Below are 20,828 nucleotides of genomic sequence, written 5' to 3'. Positions count from 1 at the left end.
CCTATTCCTATCCTTGTCGAGGCAGCTTGATAGAGATCAGTGCCGTCATTGCAATAAAGGCCGTCGAAATCCATAGGCAGGCCACCAACCCATAACTCTGATACACCCAGCCCGAGAGCACGGTTCCGACTAAACGCCCCATGGCATTGGCCATATAATAGAATCCCACATCGAGGGATACCGCCTCTTCACTGGCGTAACTCACGATTAAATAGCTGTGCAGTGAAGAGTTAATCGCAAACAGCCCGCCAAATAACATCAGCCCCAAGATCAGACTGAGCTGTGGTGAGAAATCCAGATACAAACAGAGCGCAATTAATGCGGGAACAAAAGCTAATAAGGTCGACCAAACTAAGGTGGTATAGCCATCGGGGATACGCTGCAAAGTGCCAGCTTCCGCTCTGCTCGCACCGGTAATCTTCGGTGCTAAGGTTTGCACTATGCCGTAACCTATCACCCATAGCGCCAAAAAGCCGCCCACGGCCCAATGATCCCAGCCCCATTGGCTTGCCAGATACACGGGCAAAGCCACCACAAACCACACATCCCTTGCGGCAAACAAAAACAGGCGCGCCGCCGAGAGAATATTTACGCTGCGGCTCTTAGAAAAAATTTCGGTAAACTTAGGTTTGTTCTTCGCTTTTCCCAGATCTTTTCTCAGCAAGGCCAGACTCATTAACCACACCAGTGCAAGCACGGCCATCATGGCGGCAATCGCCATATTGAAACCTAATCCCGCTAACAAGGCGCCACCAAGGAAAAAGCCCGCTCCTTTAAGGGCATTTTTAGACCCAGTCAACAGGGCAACCCAATGGTAAAGCTTGCCCTGCTCGCCCTTTGGAACCAGCAATTTAATCGCGCTTTTTGCGCTCATCTTGTTGAGATCTTTAGCAATGCCCGAAAGCGCCTGCGCCGCCATCACCCAGGGCACGCCCGCGAGCCACAGCGGTAAAATGGCCGCTGGCACCAATAACATCCCTAATGCCAACACCTGCATGCCAAGGCCTAGATTCATGGTGCGATTGAGCCCTAGGCGAGCGCCAAGATAACCGCCCACCAGATTGGTTCCGACACCAAAAATCTCATAGAACAAGAACAACATCGCAATCGCGAATGGCGTATAACCGAGATCGTGAAAATGCAGCACCACCAACATCCGCAGCGCACCATCGGTTAAGGTAAAACTCCAATAATTGAAGGTGATCAGCAAATATTGCCGCACAGCTGCGGGCAATTGCATCAGTTGTTCAAATAGCTTGGCGGCAGGCACAGTGCTCTCCTAACGCGGCAAATCAAGCTGGCCAACTAAGCGGGCGAGCTCTGCCGTACGGTTGGCATATCCCCACTCATTGTCGTACCACACGTAAAGTTTTAGCTGAGTACCATTCACCACCATGGTCGAGAGCGCATCGACAATGCTCGAACGGGGATCGGTTTTATAATCAACCGAGACTAACGGCCGCTCCTCATAACCTAAAATGCCCTTGAGTTCACCTTCGGCGGCGGTTTGTAGCAGTGCATTCACTTCCGCTTCGGTCACGCTGCGCTCAAGCTCAAATACACAGTCGGTGAGGGATGCGTTAGCGAGCGGCACCCGTACCGCATGGCCATTCAACTTGCCCTTAAGCTCAGGGAAAATATGGGTAATTGCCGTCGCGCTGCCCGTGGTAGTAGGGATTAAACTTAACCCACAGGCGCGGGCGCGGCGCAGATCCTTGTGCGGCGCATCCAGAATCGTTTGGGTGTTAGTAATATCATGGATAGTGGTCATGGAACCGTGCTTGATGCCAATCTGCTCATGGATCACTTTCACTACCGGTGCAAGACAGTTGGTCGTACAGGAAGCCGCGGTCACAATCGGATGAATAGCCGGATCGTATAGTTGATGATTCACGCCCATCACCACATTTAACACACCTTCCTCTTTAACTGGCGCCGTTACCACCACACGCTTCACGCCTTGATCTAAATAGGCTTGCAGTAAGGCTTTAGTTTTCATCACCCCGGAGGCTTCAATCACCACATCGCATCCCGACCAATCGGTCTCGGCAATTGTCTTATTGCCTGTGGTGCGAATGGTTTTATCTTGGATTTGAATGCCATCGTGACTCGCCGTTACCGGATAGCACCAGCGACCGTGAACTGAATCGAACTCAAGCAAATGGGCCAAGGTAGCCGCATCCCCAGCGGGATCGTTAATCTGCACAAACTCAACATCATCCCATTCCCACGCCGCGCGCAGAGCCAAACGTCCCATGCGCCCAAATCCATTAATTCCGATTTTAATTGCCATGATTTATAAATACCTAGTTAACTTATAGTTTATTGATTTTTAATGTAATTATTTAAAAACAGATTAAGTCGCAAACCAATGACGGGTGCGATTGGCAAAGTACACCAAAGACAACATCACAGGCACTTCGACCAAAACGCCCACCACGGTCGCCAGTGCCGCCCCAGAATGCAAACCAAAGAGCGAAATCGCCACGGCTACGGCTAATTCAAAGAAGTTAGAAGAACCTATCATGCTCGCGGGCGCGGCAATCGCATGGGTCAATTTGAGTTTTAACGCCAGCCAGTAGGTCAAGATAAAGATGCCATAGCTCTGAATAATCAATGGGATGGCGATTAATAGAATGTTCTGCGGTTGGCTAAGGATGGTCTTGGCCTGAAAGCCGAACAGCAGCACAACCGTCGCTAATAGCCCAATCACAGACCAAGGTTTTAGTTTAGCCAATAACTGCGGCACCGCGCTGGCACCATGGCTTGCCTCGAGGCGCTTTCGAGTCAACACGCCTGCGACTAAGGGCAATAAGACATATAACACCACTGAAAGCAGCAGGGTTTCCCATGGCACTTGAATATCACTCACACCCAGCAACAATGCAGAGAGCGGTGCAAATAAAAACACCATAATGATATCGTTTACAGAGACTTGCACTAAGGTGTAGTTAGGATCGCCCTTCGTCAGTTGGCTCCAAACAAACACCATGGCAGTACAAGGGGCGACGCCAAGGAGAATCATCCCCGCGATATATTCACCCGCCGTTTGCGGGTCGACCCAATCGGCAAACACCAGTTTAAAGAATAACCAACCGAGTAAGGCCATGGTAAAGGGTTTAATCAGCCAGTTAATGGTCAGCGTTAGCAGTAATCCCTTCGGGGTCTTACTGACATTCTTGACTGCCGAAAAGTCAATTTGCACCATCATGGGGTAGATCATCACCCAGATAAATAACGCAATAATCAAATTCACATGGGCAAATTCAATCGCCGCAACGGCAGCAAATACATTTGGAGCGAGATTACCAAGCACAACCCCAGCGAGAATACTCAAGCCAACCCAGACACTTAAATAACGTTCAAAGATCCCCATAACGACCTCTACTTATCTCATATCGAATCCATTTCTTAACTTAACAGCAAGCTTTAGCACGTTCGGGACGAGCCCCCATGCTGCACAGGTTCTGCATACTCTCAGCTAAAAACGCGCTGTTGGCCTCACAACTTTGCGCCAACACTTGCTGACACCAAGCATTAAGCTCTGGATTAATTTGATAAAACACCCATTGGCCTTGGCGCCTATCGACTAAGATCCCTGCTTTTTTTAACTGCGCTAAATGCCTCGAGATCTTAGGTTGGATCTCCGACAGCGCGGCCATTAATTCACAGACGCACAGCTCCCCTTCCCGCTGGATCAGCAATAAACATTTCAGCCGAGTCTCATCGGCAAGAGCCTTAAAAAATGCCACGGGTTGCATCGAGTGCTCCCAAAATGATCAGATTACATATGGAATAAAGCATATATGAAAAAACGTATATGTTAAGTGATTTTTTGCAGTCTTTAGATGGAGAGGACTGATTGAGCTGATCTTGAAGTGAAACTTTGTAGCCTGATAAGAATTGGAGATATCACTTATAGGCATGGAGCGACAGCACTCTTATCTCAATCCCTTTTTGGCTACTTGTTTCGCTAGCCATTATTGCGCTGTCCATTGGGTGGCTAGGTTTTTTCCTAAGTTTTCGCTTAACTTTTCTCTTAACCTTTCCATTAACTTTGGCATAGCCTGCAAGTGGCATGGATTGCCTCAATATTCAGAGCAATCCATCCACAGTAGACATGTGACGATGGCGTAAGAGAATCCTAGCGAATATATCTTCTTCCCCTTAGGCGATCTCAAATTAACTGTGAATTTAAGTCAACTTTAGACCGAGTTAAAAACAGGACTAAAACCTATCGCCGCAGAAGGAAGAAATCAGCTTCAAGCGTTAGTTGATAATATTGCACCAAAGGTAATCAGACCCACACCACAGGCCAGATTAATCCTATGCAATGAAGACAAAAGTCAAACATCGCTAGCGAGTGACAAAAAACAGGTGTCAAAATTTAGACATTGCCATTTTTATTTGACTCACACCAATAACTGGCTGTTTCTGTATTCAAAAACATTTTCAACAATAAACTAACTGCTAAATGAATGAAAAACAGTCAAAATTCAGTCTGGTTTAACCAGTATATTTTTTGAGCAATTTTATTTCTTTCATTTCAACGATATCAGCTGAAACCCGCATTTTTACTGGGTTTCAGCCTATATACATTCATTTTTCTCTGTCCTAGAATGCCCCCGCGAAACAGCTCAAAAACTGTTTGCCTTGTTAAATGGAACTTATGTCCCCTAATTGAACGTTAGTGCCCATAAGTTTCACGTTTTGCCCTAAACCTGAAGAGATAAACAATGAAATACTCTGCCATGATGCTAAGCAGTTTACTGCTCACCAACACTGTCCTCGCTGCAGATATGCGTCCTTTTGAAGGCACGCTGTCCCTCGAGGTGGAAGATTTCCCGGAGCATGCCATTGAAACGTTTCGTCTCCACGGTAAACAAGGCGGAGTACATGATTTAGCCTTAGCATCGACACCTCGTTGGTTAAAACCCGGTCAAAGCGTCCGTGTGTTTGGCCATGCTAATGGTAAACAATTGCAGGTGAGTGATAGCAGCGTCAGCTTACTGCAAACCAATGAAACAACTTCTTCGGCTCAAACCGTCAACTCGGCCATCACACCGATCAGTGGCAACAGAAGCGTATTAGTGGCGGAAGTCAACTTTGCGATCAATCCGATCGTAAAACTGACTGAAGCCGAGATCCAAGATCTGTTGTTTAATCAATCTTCGGCCTTCTACGAAGAAAACTCCTATGGCACAGTGTCCCTCTCGGGCGACACTACCAGCCCAGTTACTGTCGATGTGGATGTCTCTGTATGTAACACTGACGCCGTCGCCTTAGCCGCAGACCAAGAACTCAGTGCCCGTGGCTTTAACCTCAATAATTACGACCATGTTATGTACTTGATCCCGACTCACCCTAAGTGTACTTGGTCTGGTAAGGCCAATGTGGCAGGCAAGCGTAGTTGGATCAAACGAGTACAGTTATCCACGATTAACCATGAATTAGGGCACAACCTTGGCTTATTCCATGCCAATAAAAAGGATTGTGGTGCCGTTACCACCGCTGACAGCAGCCAATGCACTATCACTGAATATGGCGACTATCTCAGTGCAATGAGTGGTACTAATACACCTAAGCATTTCAATGCATTCCATAAGGAGCAATTAGGTTGGCTGAGTGGCGATCGCATCAAAACCGTCACAGCCGATTCTCGGGTGACCCTATCACCCGTAGAGGCTGAAGGTAACTTCCCCCTGCTGTTAAAAATTCCCAATGGCCAAGATTTTTCAGGTAACGAGCTGTTTTACTATGTTGAATATCGCCAGCCAACCGGCTTTGATAGCTCATTGGCCACCGAAGCTGCCGCTATGCTCAATGGCGTAAGATTACGCGAAGGCGCTAGCAACAATGCCGCTAGCAGCTATTTGCTTGACCCAACACCAAACAGCAGCAGCTATGATTGGGATGACATCAGCTTGGCTCCAGGACAATCCTTCGAACAACAAGGTGTCCGTATCGATGTCGTCGCATCAGACGCTTCCTCTGTCACCTTAGATGTAGTCATGCAAAACAGTACTGCTCAGTGTATCCGTGGTACTAGCAGCTTGACGGTACAAGCGGCTGTCTCACAATTGCAACAGGGGCAACAAGGTTCAGTCGATTTGCTGCTCACCAACAATGACAGTAGCGCCTGCCCAGAAACCACTTACAGCCTGACAACCCAAGCCGATGCGGGTTTATACGCAAACTTAGCAAACAACAGTGTGACACTTGCGCCACAAAGCAATCTGCATCTGACACTGTCGTTAGAAGCGCTGCAAGCAAACGGTAGCAATACTTGGAAAGTGATTAGCAGCAACCAAACTAGCTCACAGCAAGCGGTGAGTTCAGGTAGTGTACTATTAACTGCGGCAACCAGTAATACTGCGCCACTCGCTGTGAATGATGATTTCAACGATATCAGCGCCAGCACGGTATTGAATGTGCTGGCCAATGACAGCGATTTAGATGGTGACAGCCTGTTTATCAGTGGCACCACTCAAGGACTGAATGGAAAAGTGACTGTCAACGCTAACAATACCCTGACCTATGTGCCCTCTAAGCGCTTTAAAGGCAGTGATAGCTTTAGTTACACAGTGAGTGATGGCAAACTGACCACAGTCGCAACTGTCACTATCAGCCCTAGCACCACAAGCGGTGGCACGACAGATACCAGCACAGGTACTGGTGGCAAAGGTAAAAATAGATAATATGAGCAAATAAAAAGGGCCGTAATGACGGCCCTTTTTGCTAATACACAACTCAGTTAACTATTCTTGCACGGGTAATGGACACAAGTCGCAGCTCGCGGTATCCGAGTTACCAATTGTCGCTAAATCGCCCGTATCGACCACAGGGGAAGTCGCCCTCGCCGTTGCGGTGTTAGACAAAGTACCGTCGGCACCTGTAGGTAATGTGCTTGGGAAGTAATGGCTTTGGGTTAACTCACAAACATTTCCCCCAAAGTTACCTTCCACTTCACCCGCCGTATTAGTACACATTAGGCTGTTACCATCGCAGCTATAACCCGAGCCGCAATCGTTGTTGGTCAAGCACTGTTTCGCAAAATCCAAACTGAATGTGGCATTTAAACTACTGTCCACAGAGTCGGTCAGAGAGACATCCAACGGTGCGTCCCCCGTGTTACAGACGGTAATGTCGTAGTCTTTTCGCAGAGCGACCAAACCGCTGTTTTCTGCCAATGAAACGCTACAGTTTTTCACAATGGACAACATTGGACTCAACGCCAACGAATCGCAGGTTGCAGTGTAGGGATCGGCGCTAATGCTAGCAGAGCCAAAGCTCACACTGGCATCGACAGTGTTAGTACCACCATTCACATCAGAGATGTAATACCCTGTATAGGTCAGCATTTCGTTAGGAGCCCAACCATCGGCACCATTAGCAAACGCACTCAAGGCTTGGCTAATGCTAAAGGCAGTACCGTTGCTAGGTGTATCGTTGATGGTGACAGTTTCACCGGCACCAATGCTACCGACCCCAGTATTAGTGAGTTGCAAGGTGTAATCGATACGGAATTGATTACTGCCGGTCAGCTCAGTCGCACTACAGGTTTTCGCAATCGCAATACTACAGAGAGGGAAATCGCCGCCTAAAAAGTCCTTTAATTGGGCGGTTTCAGAACGAGACGACCGGGTTTCAATCAAGAAGCTGCTAAAACAAGGGATCTCATTAACACCCGCCGCCAAAAAGGCTTGGGTTACATTCAAACGACCTTCGAAGAAGGATTCATAGGGATAAGTGTTAGGTATGCCCGCTTTGTTTTCATAGGGCCACAAACCATTGGCCACGCCAGCAAGTTCGGAGTTTTCATTGGTAATGGCGCAGGCAACGCCAGTATCACCTGCGGATAAACATTTGGCTCCGGCGTCGCCAGAGGCATAGAGCAGTTCTAAATGTTCAGAGACATCACCACCCGAATTCACCCAGCGCATCACTTGTACAAAGGGCACAGAGTTCGAATCCTGAGGGTATTCCATGATGATAAATAAGTCGTTTTCTTGGTGTTGTCCGGTAAATTGGTTACCAGGGCCTGGGCCGACTTTATCTTGGAAGAACCAAAATCCCATAATAGCGTCACCATTGTTGGCATAACGCTCTGCACCAAAGTAAAACACTAAGTCATCACTACCACTGCCGTTATTGATAAAATAGGCAGCTGCATATCCATTGCGCAGGTCATCCTTATCGGGTACGGCACCGTCTTTGTACCACCATTCGGTCACATCTAAGGTGTCTTTCGAGCCCCCTTTCCAAAAAATCGTTTGTGGTGGCAAGTCGGCAATCACTCCAGTGGTGACATTCGCTGTACTGCTACCTAAGTTAATCGTTTGCCAATCATCGAGCGTAGTCTGCTTGACAATATTACCATCCAGCTCGACCTTATCTACCGTAGCCTGTACACCGTATACCATCAATGTGCAGACCCAAAGTAGAAGGGTACGAAACAATAATTTGAGTTTCATAACATTCTCCTCATTTCCTGTGGACGGAATCCCGCTGCACCCACCAACCTCTGCATATGCGCATTCCGGATTGTGAACATCTGCACTAAGCAAGCCACAAGCCAAAATTTAATGTATTGATATATAAGAAATTAAAAGAGATGACTGAATAAGATGTGTCACAGCAGTGAAGCAGACTGTCGCAGGATAAATAGACGGGCTAAGGCACCTTGATCTGACACTTTTTCAGGAGTCGATAGAAGGTCGCTCTGGAGATATTTAATGAGCGGGCGGCGGCGGAAATATTATGTTTATGATCGCTAATGGCTTTCAGTAATACTTCAGCCTCATGCTCTGCGCGGCAGCGCGCGAGGTCTTGGCTGGTACGGTTTGCCGTGAGTGAATCAAGCCCTAACAACTGCGCAGTAATAATGCAGTCATCAGTTAAGACCATTGCCCGGCGGATCCGGTTACGCAGCTCGCGCACATTGCCCGGCCAATTGTAGTGTTTCATTGCACAGCGGGCATCGTCACTAAAATGAAACTGAGTACAGTTGTCCGAATGTTCTAACAAGAATTGTTCAGCGAGCAGCATGACCTCGTCGCTATACTGTCTCAAACTTGGCACATGCAGGCGTAACACGTTGATACGGTGGTATAAATCTTCACGAAAACGGCCTTCGTCAATCGCGGCCTCTAAATCCTGGTGGGAGGCAAATAGCAAACGGCAATCCACTTTTATGGGCGCATTGCCGCCAATTCGCATAATGTGTTTATCATCCAAAAAGTGCAGTAAGTTGACCTGTAAGTCTAAGGGGAGATCGGCAATTTCATCTAAAAACAGTGTCCCACCATGGGCCTGCTCTAAGTGACCGATATACCGTTTATCGGCGTCAGTAAAGGCACCTTTCTCATGACCAAAGAGGGTGGAATGGATAAGCCCTGTAGGCAGCGCGCCACAATTGACTGTGATAAATGGCCCTTCGTGCCTTTTAGATAAACTATGTAAGGTTTTAGCACATAGTCCTTTGCCAGAGCCCGTTTCACCGCTCAGTAATACGGTTTCATCCGACAGACTAAATTTATGCAGTCGCTGACGCAGCTGTTGCAATAAGGGATGCTCCCCCTTAATGGTCGTTAAAACCTTTGCAGGTCCCTTCCCTCCTTTCGATGGCGTCAGCTGCGCCATGCCCCAAGCGTGTCCAAGGGTATCGGCAAAGCGATTCCAATCAAATGGACGATGGTAATAATCAATAAAATTAGCGGCGCTGAGCCAGCTGCAATGCTGCTCCAAGGTGCTATCGGTAACGGCAATCCAATGCAAGGAGGGATATTCGGCTTGAATAATGGCAATTTCTTTCGCCAGCGCAGTTTGGTTAGTGTCGCTGATAAAGGCAATGGCGACACGCAACTCATATTTTTGCAGCAATACTAAGGCTTCGGCCGCCGACACTGCTTTTACACAGTTCCAAGCCGCTTGTTTCAGTTCTTCACTACACTCCGGCAGACATTGCTCGGGGTCGAGTACTAACAACCACCGTTTCCAACGTGTTTGTGCGGGAGCAGGCTTACCGATTTCATCCATAGGAAGGGGTGGGAGATGAGCCTATTACTAATCAAGTCTAGAAGGACAATGGCCTCCCGACAAACCTGACCAGCATGAGTTAACTGGCTTAAACGCAGTAATTGCTGACGTTAAGCAGTAAGCTTAGCGACTTGATAGGCACAAAGCATGGTATGGGATTGAAAGGATTAATAAACCGCGATGAAACAATCAATAATGCAAGTTGTTGCGCGCTGATAACACTTGGCAGTGAATAGTTTTTATCGAATAGAGACTAAGCCATCACGCCCTCCCCAGAGCACTAATGATTAGCTTGCAGTATCAAATCCACCTCGAATAAATCAACAAATTAAGGTTTTTGCTACTGCAAGCCTCTGCCGCTACGCGACTTAACCTGCCGGTTAAGCAATCACTTGATGGTAAGTTTCCACATGGAAAGACTCGACTAGCTCTGGCATCACCTCATGGAAATAATGCTGAATGGCATCCTTAGCGCAGTGCTCATCGAACGCGGCGATATCGACAAACTTCTCTACAAAAGTCACGCGGCGCGGTTCATCACGGCTGACGTTGAGCTCATAACGGATGCAGCCCGCTTCGCGACGCGTATCGGGGATCAGCGAAGCGAGCGCCGCAATCAAGGCCTCGGTTTTACCTTCTTTCGCTAAAAAGCTCGCGACGCAAACGAGTTGTTGTTGATTGATTTTATAGTCCGTAACAGTAGTCATTTGATTTCCTTAATAAGATTAAATTCAGCTAGTTAAAACCAGATCACTTAGGCTGGTAGCGCATATCAATATGGGGAATGCCATCTTCCAAATACATTTCGGAACAGGCGCTAAACCCGAGTTTTTGGTAGAAGCTTTTCAGATAATCCTGAGCACCGATTTGGATCCCCGCAGCAGGCCAAGTGCTAAGAGCGGCATCAATCGCCCGCTGCATCAAAGGCATAGCCAATCCTTTACCTCGTCCAGCAGATGACACAACGACTCGGCCAATACTGGCCTCGGGATAACTCAGCCCAGGAGGTAAGATGCGGGCATAGGTGAGTAACTCGCCAGCGGGCGATAGGCCGAATAAATGCTGGGTTTCAGGGTGTCTATCTTTATCGTCAAGCTCTGGATAAGCACAGGCCTGCTCGACCACAAACACATCGACTCTCAGTTTGAGAATCTCATACAAAGTGTTAGCAGTTAATTGATTAAATTTAAGATTTTGCCACTCGACTGAATCTGGTATCGACATAAAAAGGCTCTGCGTACGACCGGAAAAGAGCTCGAGTCTATCACAGGTCTACACATAAAAAAGCGCCTTAATCCTGGGGGAATTAAGGCGCAAGGGTTACGCATTGCGAAAACGAAATAAGCCTGCCTTATTCGACAACCGCATCGTGGGCGACTGGCCCTTGAGGTTTACGGATAAGCAGCACAGCCACCACGGCAATTAACAACAGGGCACCCATAATCAAAAACACATCGTTATAGGCTTGAATATAGGCCTGCTGACTCATGGTTTGCCCTAATAGCGCCTTGGCCTGCATGGAGGCGGTATAGGGATCCGAGCCACCCTGTTGCAACATGCTGGCACTCTGATTCAAATAGTCCTGCGCCTGTGTGCTGACCGCAGGCAGAGACTCCTTCACATGGGCCAAATGACTACGGGCCAAGTTATCGGTTAAGGTTGCCACCAACGCGATACCAAAGGCGCCGCCTAAATTACGCATCACGTTCAGTACGGTCGAAGCCGAAGGATTCTCATGGGGCTTTAAATGGGCCGTCGCTAGCATACCAATAGGCACTAAGATAAAGGGCTGGCCTAAGGCGCGCACCACTTGGGAGGCTATCATCTGCGGCCCGGCGTAATCGGCGGTCATTTGGCTATTCATGTAATAACTGAGGGCAAACATAAAAAAGCCGAAGGCGGCTAAGTAACGCCCGTCGAAACGTTGCATTAAACGCGGCACTAATGGCAATACCAAGAGCTGCGGGAAACCCATCCACATAATGACTTCACCGATTTCCAGCGGAGTGTAATCATGCACCTGAGACAAATAAAGTGGGATCAAATAGATAGCGCCAAAGAGTGCCATCCCCAGCAAAAAGTAAGCTATAGTTGAAAGCACAAAATCGCGTTTACCGAGCAGGCGTAAATTCACTAAAGGATCTTTACGTTTAAGCTGGATCCACACAAACAGCACTAAATTCACCGCGGCAATGATGGCGAGATTGCGGATTAAATCCGAGCCAAACCAATCCTTGCGGTTACCTTCCTCAAGCACCACCTCGAGGCAGCCCATGCCCAGCGCCATGGTGACAATGCCCGCTAAGTCGGCATTTTTCAGTTTGTCCCACACCACAGGGCGCTTTTCGAGGCCATAAGCCAACATCGCCATTACCAGCAATCCGGGCGGCACGTTGATATAAAACAGGTAATGCCAACTAAAATGCTCAGTTAACCAACCGCCTAGGGTTGGGCCAATCGAGGGTGCAAACGTCGCAGTCACCCCGAATAACGCCATACCCACAGCACGTTTATTCTCGGGTAAAAATTCTAAGATCAGTCGAAAGGCCAGTGGGATCAGCGCGCCACCAAAGAAGCCCTGCAACGCCCGAAAGGCGATCATGGCCTCAAGGTTCCACGAAATCGAACACAGGATAGAGGCAAAGATAAAGGCAGCAGTGGTCCACAGCAGATAACGTCTGACCGAAAGCCCAGTGCTTAACCAGCCCGAGAGCGGGATCGCAATCATCTCGGCAACAAGATAAGCCGTTGAAATCCAACTGCCTTCCTCCAGCGTCGCGCCGAGACTGCCTTGGATTTCCTTCATCGAGGCATTGGTGATTTGAATATCGAGGATCGCCATAAAGGCGCCAATCAAACCACCGAAAACGGCAATCCACGAACGGCGACTACCGCGCTCATATTCGCTCGGTGTAGCCCCCGCGGCGATCGCCTCAGGTGCCGCAGCAATTGTGCTCATGTTAACGACCCACTTAGCGACCGACGTTAGCAGCGATGGCTGTCGTCGGATACGACGCAGTATCGACCTTGACCACGGCACTTAAACCGGGGACGACACGCACCTCTTCTGAGAGATCTAAACGGATCCGCACAGGAATACGTTGTACGATTTTCGTGAAATTACCCGTGGCATTTTCGGCGGGCAGCAGACTAAATTTGGCTCCGGACGCCGGTGACAGACTATCGATAACACCTGTAAAGGTTTTGTCGGGAAACGCATCGAGACTGACCTGCACCGACTGTCCGGGCTGCATATGTTGGATTTGGGTTTCTTTAAAGTTCGCCGTGATCCACACAGCCCCATCCGGAACCAAACTGTAGAGTGCCTGGCCGGGCTGCACGTATTGCCCCACCATAGCGCCGCGTTTACCAATCACCCCAGAGAAAGGCGCGGTCACACGGGTATCATTAAGCTGAATTTTAGCCAGCTCCAATGCCGCATTCGACTGTTCAACCACAGAACCAGCCTGATTCAGCTGGGCATTAAATACGGCGAGCTCACGCTCTTTAGCCACTAACAGTGCCTTGGCTTCATCCAGCCCAGCGGCGGCAGAATCAAAACCGGCTTGTAATTGGTCGACATCGTCCTGTGAGCTGTAGTTGCTGACTTTTAACTTTTTAGCTCGGCTTAACTGTTGCTCGGCACGCAGTTTGTCGGCCTGCGCCGCAACCACGCCCGCACTCGCTTGACTGATCAACGCGTGCTGCAATTCCACCTTAGCGGCTAAGGTTTGCAGATCGGCCTTAGCACTGGCGAGTGACGCCTCGGCTTGGCTGACTTTGGCGCTAAACTGGTTATCCTCAAGCTGCGCCAATAACTCCCCCTTACGCACATGCTGGTTATCGGTCACATCGGATAACACCACATAACCCGGGACCTTCACGCTCACATGGGAAATATCGGCCTCAACATAGGCGTTGTCAGTGGTTTCGATAAAACGTACTTGCGTCCACCAGTAATAGCCGCCCCCCGCGACAGCGGCGAGTATCAGTGGAACGGCGATGATGAGCTTACTTTTGGACATGAATGACTCCTTGATTAGTGAGTGCTAGTGTACTACTGTCTCATCACGTTTATTAGATAGTTAAAAATCAACCCACTGTTTCACAGGTGTAACAATCATGGATCTCAATCGTGTGCAGATATTTGCCCAAGTCGTCGAGCAAGGCAGCTTTACTGGGGCCGCCAAGGCCCTAGGCTTAACTAAGGCCACCGTCAGTCGCAAGATTGCCGAACTAGAGTCAGATACTGGCACCCAATTGTTATTCCGCACGACCCGCGCCCTCAAACTCACCGAGGCGGGATCAAGTTACTACAATCGGATCAATAAGATCTTGAGCGATCTGCAGAGCGCCGAAAATCAACTCAGCGCCCATCAGCAATTGATTAAAGGCAACCTAAAAATAGTGTGCCCCATCGAATTAGGCCAATTGTTCCTCGGGCCTATCTTCGCCCAGTTTTTAACCCTTTATCCCGATATCACCATTGAGGCTGAGCTCACTAACCGCAAGGTGGATGTGATAGAAGAAGGCATCGATTTGTTATTCCAAATCGCCGACTCGAGCGATACTCGCCTGCAGAGTTATTCCTTAGTTAACGCCTACAAATCATTGATGGCAAGCCCAAGTTATTTAGCCGAACATGGCACCCCAAAAGTGCCGCAGGACTTAGCCAAGCATAAAGCGATTCGCTTACAGTCGGCGCATATTGAAGGGGCGTGGAAGCTGTTTGATGGCCAGTCTTGGGTGGTAATTGAACCCGTCACGCAGCTAACAGTAAACAATGTCACTATTGCCCGCGAAGCCGCCATTGCGGGGCTTGGCATTACGGCCGTGCCATCGATTATTGCGCAGGAGGCGATAGAGAAAGGTTATTTAGTGCCACTCCTCGACGATTACCCTATGGTGCAAACCAAAGTGGTACTCAGCTATCCCAAACGGGCGTATTTGCCGCGCAAATACCGTGTCTTTATCGAGTTTATTTATACCGCCCTGTTCAAACGCTGGGGTTCACAGGTATTAGAAGTGCCGGAATTTATCGGCCAGCAAGAACCCAATAACTCTCGTTCGACTTAACAATTGTAACCTTGCTGAGCTGAAATTAGCCGATGAAGGATAAATCCAGAATGTCAGAATTGCCTTAATCCTTAAGCCCCTATAAGCTTGGCAAGGTAACAGGCAGCAAAAGACCCTTAGGTTTTCCTGATACAGTTAACACAATAAAATTTAACATTTCATTTTTAATTTCGGAGGAAACCTAATGAGCTTAATTAAAGAGTTCAAGGCTTTTGCGTCCCGTGGCAATGTGATCGATATGGCGGTGGGTATTATCATCGGTGCCGCTTTTGGCAAGATAGTCTCATCCTTTGTGGCCGATATTATTATGCCGCCAATTGGGATCATCTTAGGTGGCGTGAATTTCAGCGACCTGAGCATAGTGTTGCAAGCCGCCCAGGGCGATGCGCCAGCGGTGGTGATTGCTTACGGTAAATTTATCCAAACCATTATCGACTTTACCATTATCGCCTTCGCGATTTTTATGGGCTTAAAAGCCATTAACAGCCTAAAACGCAAACAGGAAGAAGCGCCGAAAGCGCCACCAGCGCCGACCAAAGATCAAGAGCTGTTATCTGAGATCCGCGATCTGCTTAAAGCGCAGCAAGAAAAGTAAGCTAACGCTATTTTTTATCCGATTGATTGCAATAAAAAACCCATCGACTTCGATGGGTTTTGTTTTTATGCAAGCGCTTAGCTTACTCGGGCACGTCGTGCACTGTTTCGCTATAGTCTTGCACCACTTCGGCAACGCGGATGCGATAAGAGTTAAATAAGCAAGGCACAATGCCGGATTGCTCAGCAATGCTGTGGGCCATTTGATTACGCCATTGGGTAATAGAAGCCATATCATCCCAAAACGACAGGCTCAGCACCTTGCCATCGTCGGTTAAGCTCTGAAACCGTTCAATTGAAATCAGCCCCTGACGCCCTTCTAAATATTGGCGCATTTCGGCTGCCACGTGCAGATATTCTTCCTTGCCTTCTTTCGTGGGCACGACTTCAAAAATGACTGCGATCATAATGCTCTCCAAAGATAGTAATCCTTAATACCAGAGCTAAGCCTAGCCTAGATCGCGCACGATAGCTCACTGATTTTTAACTTTAACATTGAGCCTTGCCACAAAATGAGGTCAAGGCTCAGCATCCCACTAAGCTGACGACTTATCGTGGCGATATAACCAACGATACAGGGTCGGCAACACTAATAAGGTCAGTGCCGTAGAGCTAAACAGCCCGCCGATAATCACCACCGCCAGTGGCTTTTGGATTTCACTGCCCACACCCGATGACACTAAGATGGGGATCAAACCCAAGGCCGAGGTCAAGGCCGTCATCAGCACGGGGCGTAAACGGCCAACTGTGCCTTCGTAAACCGAGTCATAGAGCGACTCGCCGCTCTGCCTGCGCTGGTTAATCGAGTCCACTAACACCACGCCATTGAGCACCGCTACCCCAAACAGCGTGATAAAACCGATGGAGCTTGGCACTGACAGATAAGTGCCGCTGACAAACAGCGCCACGATACCGCCGATCAATGCCAGAGGAACGTTCGCCATGATCAATAAGACCTGCTTCACCGCGCCAAAGGAGAAGTACAACAGCAAGGCAATCAGAGCTATGGAGACTGGCACCACCAACATCAGCTTTTGTTGTGCCCTCTGCTGATTTTCATACTGACCACCCACTATCACTGTATATCCCGCGGGCAAATCGGCCTGAGGCACTAGCGCATAGATATCTTTGACCACAGATCCCATGTCCCGCCCCGCCACGTTAGCTTGCACCACCACGCGGCGCTGCACATCATCACGGCGAATATTCGGCGGCGCCATTTCCACCTCAACACTGGCCACTTCGCCTAACCGCACAGTGGCGCCATTGCTGCCGCTAAGGAGTAAATCCTTAATCACATCCGGGCTGCTGCGATACTCGGCAGCGAGGCGCAAATTGATGTCGTATCTCGCGTTACCGTCGATGACCTGTCCGGCGCTGGCGCCACCAATCCCTTGGCTGACCAGCGACATCACTTGGTCGACACTGATGCCATAGCGGGCAAGTTGTGCGCGGTCTGGCCGCACCACAAGTTGCGCCTCCCCACTCACCTGCTCGAGGGACACATCCACAGCACCAGGGATTTTTGCCACCAGATCGGTGAGCACTTGTCCCTTTTCAGATAAGACGTCTAAATCGGGGCCAAAAAGCTTAATCGCTAACTGTGCCTTTACCCCAGAGAGCAACTCATCGACCCGCGTCGCAATCGGTTGTGAGAAGGTCAACAGCAGTCCGGGGAAGACACTGAGCTTTTCCTCCATCAGCCGTTGCAGCTCCAAACGCGAACTAGCCGATTGCCATTCTTCGATGGGTTTAAGGCCGATATAGACTTCGATATTGCTGACGGGTTCAGGATCGCCGCCTAATTCGGGCGCACCGATACGGCTCAAGGCATATTCCACCTCGGGGAATTCCAGCAGCATAGCCTCAAGCTTTGGTGCCACATCTAAGGAGGTGCCAAGGCTCGCGGTCGGTGCCAGCGTCACCCTCAGGTTGATGGTGCCTTCTTCTAGTTCGGGCACAAACTCAGTGCCCAGCCTTGGTAGCAATACCATACTCATTGCAAACATCAGCAGCGCACTGATCATCACCAACTTCGGCCTAGCAAGGGTTGCACTCAGCAGCTTGCGATAGGCAGAGTCCAAGGGTGCTAAGACGACGCTCTCCTTCAGCACAACGCCACGCTTAAACAGATAAACCGCCAATGCAGGCACGGCAATCAAGGCCACCAGTAAGGCGGAAATCATCGCCAAAATAATGCTGACCGCCATAGGTTGGAACAACTTGCCCTCAACCCCTTCCAGCGCAAATAGCGGCGCAAACACCACAATGATGATGGCGGTCGCGAAGAAGATCGGACTGCAAACCTCTTTCGCCGCCAGCATGATGCGCACGGCCATGTTGTTATCCGCTTCTACAGCGTGAGCACTACCATCCTCATCGCCATGGTATGGATCGACTTCGCCATCCGCGCGGCTTCTCGCCTGGGCTAAATGGCGGCGATCTGGCTGAGTTAAATGTTTGAAAATATTCTCAACCATCACCACAGAACCATCGACCAACATACCAATGGCCACCGCTAACCCGCCGAGGGACATCAAGTTGGCAGACAGGCCATAGTAAGACATCACCATCAGCGCCAAACCGATGGATACTGGGATAGACAGCAGCACCAACAGGGTGGCGCGGATATTCACAAGGAACAGTGCCAAGATCACCACGATAAACACAAAGGCCATCAACAGCGCATCGCGCACTGTGGTAACGGCCTTATCCACTAAGTCCGCTTGGTCGTAAAACACTTCGAAGGACACGCCCTTGGGTAGCGCCTGCTCAATCAGATTAATCCGCGCATTGATATCATCAATCGTCGCCTTAGTGTTGGCGCCCATGCGCTTAAGCACCACGCCCGCCACCACTTCGCCCAAGTCTTGCGCCTGACCCGCTTCATCGCGGCGCGTCATAGTCACGGCCCCTACACGGATCTCACTGCCAAAATCGACCTTAGCAATGTCGCCCACTCGCACCGGCGTGCCACGCACTTCTGTCATCGGAATTTGAGCGATCGCGGCAAGCCCAGCTTCACCCGCGGGTAACATGCCATAACCCCGCACCACCAATTGCTCCTGACCTTGGTCCATAAACCAGCCACCAGCATTGCGGTTATTGCTCTCAAGCGCCTCGCTCACCTGCGCCATCGATAAACCATAGGCTCGCAACTTGTTAGGGTCGACCTGTACTTGATACTGACGCACCTCGCCGCCAAAGGATAAAACATCGGTCACGCCGCCCACGGGCATCATGATCAGTTTGACGAGGTAATCGTTAAGGCTTCGCAGCTCGGCGGCATTAATACCCGAGCTAGGGTCAGCCCGCAGAATGTACTGATAAATCTGCCCTAAACCTGAAGTATTAGGGCCAATTTCTGGCACGCCGACTCCGCTTGGGATCATCTCCCGCGCCGCCTGTAACTGCTCAAACACTTGCTGACGGGCAAAGTAAATATCCGTGCCCTCGGCAAATACCACGGTCACGATGGACAAGCCAGTACGCGAAAGTGAGCGCACCTCAGTCACCGCCGGCAAGGCATACATGGCCGATTCGACCGGATAACTGATGAGCTTTTCCACCTCTTCGGCGGCCAAGCCCTCGGCCGCGGTATTGATGGTCACCTGTACGTTGGTGACATCGGGAAAGGCATCCAGATTCAGTTTGGGCAACATGGCCACACCGGCGGCCACCACAGCAAGCAGTGCCAGCACTACTAATAGCCGATTTTTAATCGCGGCTTCGATTGCTTTTTGCAACATAAAAATTCCTCGCGCATTCGCCCTAAGCCTTTAAAAAGGCGTAAAAAGAGGGCTTGAGAAGGTTCGACTCATCGGCATTAGTGGGCATGAATATCAAAGCCAGCTTTGGCTTGCTCCGACGCCAAGAAAAATGCGCCTCCCACCACCACTTTTAGTTGTGCCTGCCGTGCCTTATCCAACTTGTCGCCGCGCACTAGGCTTAAGCCGCGCTGACGCTGCACTAGCTCGACCTCAATGGCTTCGAAACCATCTTCGTCTTGAATAAAGATCTGCCAATCACCATCCCTACTGCGGGTTAGCGCCGCATCGGGCAAGACGATTCCAGCAGAGAAGCCTGATGATAAGTCGCTTCCCTTAGGCGCATCGGCAAAATACAGCTCGGCAAATTGCCCCGCGTGCAACACATGCTCTGGGTTTGGCATGCTGACTAAAATCTGCTCGGTACGAGTCACGCTATCCAGCTCATGGGAGCGGCCGATAATCTTGCCCGCCAGCGTTTTATCCCCCACTTGCACCAACGCCGGGCCGCCGACATTCACATTGGCCGCCTGCGCTGGGGTTAATTGCGCTTCCACCCAAAGGTGCGACTCATCGGTCAACTGCATTAATGGTGTGCCAGCGGTGAACACTTGGCCTAGCATGGCGATATCCTGCTGCACACGGCCATCGATAGGTGCCAACAGTTGATAGCTGCCGATAGCTTCTGGGGTCGACTCTAAGGTGCGAATTTGCTCCGCCGTCATTTTGATCGCCTCTAAAATCGCTCGTTTCAGTTCGGCATCGACCTGCGCCTGCATTCTGCGGCTCACGCTAACCGCGCCCTCACTCATACGACGCACTCGGCTCCACTCGGCAGCGGCATTGATATATTCCGCCTGCGCCTTGGCGACTTCAGCGCCGCCTAAGGTCAGTAAGGGCTCACCTTTTTTCACCTCTTGGCCAGGCACCACATGGCGCGCCTGCACCCGCACATCCAGCTGCGGCGCTAAGGTCGCGGTTCTATCACGGTCAACCACTAGAGTGGCGGTCGCCATAGTATCGAGGTTGAGATTGCTAAAACTTAAGCTATCGCTGCTCAAGGGCAACAGGCGCACGCCTGCAAGTTCCAACTGCGCAGGCGTAAAAGTAAGTGCCTGCTCACCATGGTCATCTTCAGTCGCTGAAGCGCTTTTTTCTGCCTTATTGGTGACCTTTTCAGCGCCGTGATCATGGCCTTCACCCGCGAAAGTTGGCGCCGTCAGGGTTAAGGAGGTCAGCATTAAGGCCAATACTAAACGGGAAGGAGTAAATAATGACCTTAAGCCCGCAGCAGACACTGTGCCCAAAGTTTGGAAAGACGATTTTTGAGTAAATGAATTCATAGTATTACCT

16 protein-coding genes are annotated in these 20,828 nt (G+C 49.8%); 3 read left to right on the top strand and 13 right to left on the bottom strand.

The genetic code is table 11. The annotated features are described in order from the left end of the window. Window positions 1-7 precede the first annotated feature (7 nt). From arsJ to N7386_RS02705, 4 genes are all read right to left on the bottom strand, one after another. A complete protein-coding gene (gene arsJ / locus N7386_RS02720) occupies window positions 8-1,270 on the bottom strand; it encodes an organoarsenical effux MFS transporter ArsJ (RefSeq protein WP_279766979.1) in 1,263 nt (420 codons plus the stop codon). Window positions 1,271-1,279: 9 nt separating this feature from the next. Further along, the gene (locus tag N7386_RS02715) at window positions 1,280-2,293 is read right to left on the bottom strand and encodes an ArsJ-associated glyceraldehyde-3-phosphate dehydrogenase (RefSeq protein WP_279766978.1); all 1,014 of its coding nucleotides are present in this window, start codon (window positions 2,291-2,293) and stop codon (window positions 1,280-1,282) included. Window positions 2,294-2,356: 63 nt separating this feature from the next. Then, window positions 2,357-3,376: an ACR3 family arsenite efflux transporter gene (gene arsB / locus N7386_RS02710; protein ID WP_279766977.1), complete on the bottom strand. Its 1,020-nt coding sequence runs from the start codon at window positions 3,374-3,376 to the stop codon at window positions 2,357-2,359. A gap of 40 nt (window positions 3,377-3,416) precedes the next feature. Next, on the bottom strand, window positions 3,417-3,761 hold the full coding sequence (locus N7386_RS02705; RefSeq protein WP_011715734.1) for a metalloregulator ArsR/SmtB family transcription factor: 345 nt from the start codon (window positions 3,759-3,761) through the stop codon (window positions 3,417-3,419). A 975-nt stretch (window positions 3,762-4,736) separates the two neighbouring features. On the opposite strand from N7386_RS02705, the gene N7386_RS02700 reads away from it, so the two are divergent. Further along, window positions 4,737-6,698 (top strand): Ig-like domain-containing protein, encoded by a 1,962-nt coding sequence (locus tag N7386_RS02700; RefSeq protein WP_279766976.1) that lies wholly within the window; start codon window positions 4,737-4,739, stop codon window positions 6,696-6,698. Window positions 6,699-6,758: 60 nt separating this feature from the next. Here the strand turns inward: N7386_RS02700 and N7386_RS02695 are convergent, their stop codons facing one another. From N7386_RS02695 to N7386_RS02670, 6 genes are all read right to left on the bottom strand, one after another. Continuing rightward, a complete protein-coding gene (locus N7386_RS02695; RefSeq protein ID WP_279766975.1) occupies window positions 6,759-8,474 on the bottom strand; it encodes a hypothetical protein in 1,716 nt (571 codons plus the stop codon). Window positions 8,475-8,673: 199 nt separating this feature from the next. After that, window positions 8,674-9,987, bottom strand: coding sequence for a sigma-54 dependent transcriptional regulator (locus tag N7386_RS02690; RefSeq protein WP_279766974.1), 1,314 nt, complete (start codon window positions 9,985-9,987; stop codon window positions 8,674-8,676). Between the two features lie 431 nt (window positions 9,988-10,418). Continuing rightward, a complete protein-coding gene (locus tag N7386_RS02685; RefSeq protein WP_088211834.1) occupies window positions 10,419-10,745 on the bottom strand; it encodes a putative quinol monooxygenase in 327 nt (108 codons plus the stop codon). 43 nt (window positions 10,746-10,788) lie between these two features. Further along, the gene (locus N7386_RS02680) at window positions 10,789-11,262 is read right to left on the bottom strand and encodes a GNAT family N-acetyltransferase (protein WP_279766973.1); all 474 of its coding nucleotides are present in this window, start codon (window positions 11,260-11,262) and stop codon (window positions 10,789-10,791) included. Between the two features lie 127 nt (window positions 11,263-11,389). Next, complete coding sequence (locus tag N7386_RS02675; RefSeq protein ID WP_279766972.1) at window positions 11,390-12,997, bottom strand: DHA2 family efflux MFS transporter permease subunit; 1,608 nt, start codon at window positions 12,995-12,997, stop codon at window positions 11,390-11,392. Window positions 12,998-13,010: 13 nt separating this feature from the next. Then, window positions 13,011-14,063: an HlyD family secretion protein gene (locus N7386_RS02670; RefSeq protein WP_279766971.1), complete on the bottom strand. Its 1,053-nt coding sequence runs from the start codon at window positions 14,061-14,063 to the stop codon at window positions 13,011-13,013. 97 nt (window positions 14,064-14,160) lie between these two features. Here N7386_RS02670 and N7386_RS02665 point away from each other — a divergent pair, with 97 nt between their 5' ends. Beyond that, window positions 14,161-15,114 (top strand): LysR family transcriptional regulator, encoded by a 954-nt coding sequence (locus N7386_RS02665; protein ID WP_011715723.1) that lies wholly within the window; start codon window positions 14,161-14,163, stop codon window positions 15,112-15,114. A gap of 184 nt (window positions 15,115-15,298) precedes the next feature. Further along, the gene (gene mscL, locus N7386_RS02660; protein ID WP_011715722.1) at window positions 15,299-15,709 is read left to right on the top strand and encodes a large-conductance mechanosensitive channel protein MscL; all 411 of its coding nucleotides are present in this window, start codon (window positions 15,299-15,301) and stop codon (window positions 15,707-15,709) included. Between the two features lie 82 nt (window positions 15,710-15,791). Here the strand turns inward: mscL and N7386_RS02655 are convergent, their stop codons facing one another. The 3 genes from N7386_RS02655 to N7386_RS02645 all read right to left on the bottom strand — a co-directional run bounded on the left by N7386_RS02655 (window position 15,792) and on the right by N7386_RS02645 (window position 20,818). After that, the gene (locus N7386_RS02655; protein WP_011627310.1) at window positions 15,792-16,115 is read right to left on the bottom strand and encodes an antibiotic biosynthesis monooxygenase; all 324 of its coding nucleotides are present in this window, start codon (window positions 16,113-16,115) and stop codon (window positions 15,792-15,794) included. 129 nt (window positions 16,116-16,244) lie between these two features. Next, on the bottom strand, window positions 16,245-19,457 hold the full coding sequence (locus N7386_RS02650) for an efflux RND transporter permease subunit (protein WP_279766970.1): 3,213 nt from the start codon (window positions 19,455-19,457) through the stop codon (window positions 16,245-16,247). Window positions 19,458-19,534: 77 nt separating this feature from the next. Next, window positions 19,535-20,818, bottom strand: coding sequence for an efflux RND transporter periplasmic adaptor subunit (locus N7386_RS02645; RefSeq protein WP_279766969.1), 1,284 nt, complete (start codon window positions 20,816-20,818; stop codon window positions 19,535-19,537). Window positions 20,819-20,828: the final 10 nt, after the last annotated feature.

This window comes from Shewanella sp. GD04112 (assembly GCF_029835735.1).
Classification (GTDB): Bacteria; Pseudomonadota; Gammaproteobacteria; order Enterobacterales; family Shewanellaceae; genus Shewanella.
The sequence above is the reverse complement of the archived record's forward strand: the minus strand, read 5'-3'. Positions and strand labels throughout refer to the sequence as shown.

Coding starts and splice junctions, on each gene's coding strand:
- N7386_RS02715 (WP_279766978.1), bottom strand. CDS start 2,293: ATGGCAATTAAAATCGGAATTAATGGATTTGGGCGCATGGGACGTTTG.
- arsB (WP_279766977.1), bottom strand. CDS start 3,376: ATGGGGATCTTTGAACGTTATTTAAGTGTCTGGGTTGGCTTGAGTATT.
- N7386_RS02705 (WP_011715734.1), bottom strand. CDS start 3,761: ATGCAACCCGTGGCATTTTTTAAGGCTCTTGCCGATGAGACTCGGCTG.
- N7386_RS02700 (WP_279766976.1), top strand. CDS start 4,737: ATGAAATACTCTGCCATGATGCTAAGCAGTTTACTGCTCACCAACACT.
- N7386_RS02695 (WP_279766975.1), bottom strand. CDS start 8,474: ATGAAACTCAAATTATTGTTTCGTACCCTTCTACTTTGGGTCTGCACA.
- N7386_RS02685 (WP_088211834.1), bottom strand. CDS start 10,745: ATGACTACTGTTACGGACTATAAAATCAATCAACAACAACTCGTTTGC.
- N7386_RS02680 (WP_279766973.1), bottom strand. CDS start 11,262: ATGTCGATACCAGATTCAGTCGAGTGGCAAAATCTTAAATTTAATCAA.
- N7386_RS02675 (WP_279766972.1), bottom strand. CDS start 12,997: ATGAGCACAATTGCTGCGGCACCTGAGGCGATCGCCGCGGGGGCTACA.
- N7386_RS02670 (WP_279766971.1), bottom strand. CDS start 14,063: ATGTCCAAAAGTAAGCTCATCATCGCCGTTCCACTGATACTCGCCGCT.
- N7386_RS02665 (WP_011715723.1), top strand. CDS start 14,161: ATGGATCTCAATCGTGTGCAGATATTTGCCCAAGTCGTCGAGCAAGGC.
- mscL (WP_011715722.1), top strand. CDS start 15,299: ATGAGCTTAATTAAAGAGTTCAAGGCTTTTGCGTCCCGTGGCAATGTG.
- N7386_RS02655 (WP_011627310.1), bottom strand. CDS start 16,115: ATGATCGCAGTCATTTTTGAAGTCGTGCCCACGAAAGAAGGCAAGGAA.
- N7386_RS02650 (WP_279766970.1), bottom strand. CDS start 19,457: ATGTTGCAAAAAGCAATCGAAGCCGCGATTAAAAATCGGCTATTAGTA.
- N7386_RS02645 (WP_279766969.1), bottom strand. CDS start 20,818: ATGAATTCATTTACTCAAAAATCGTCTTTCCAAACTTTGGGCACAGTG.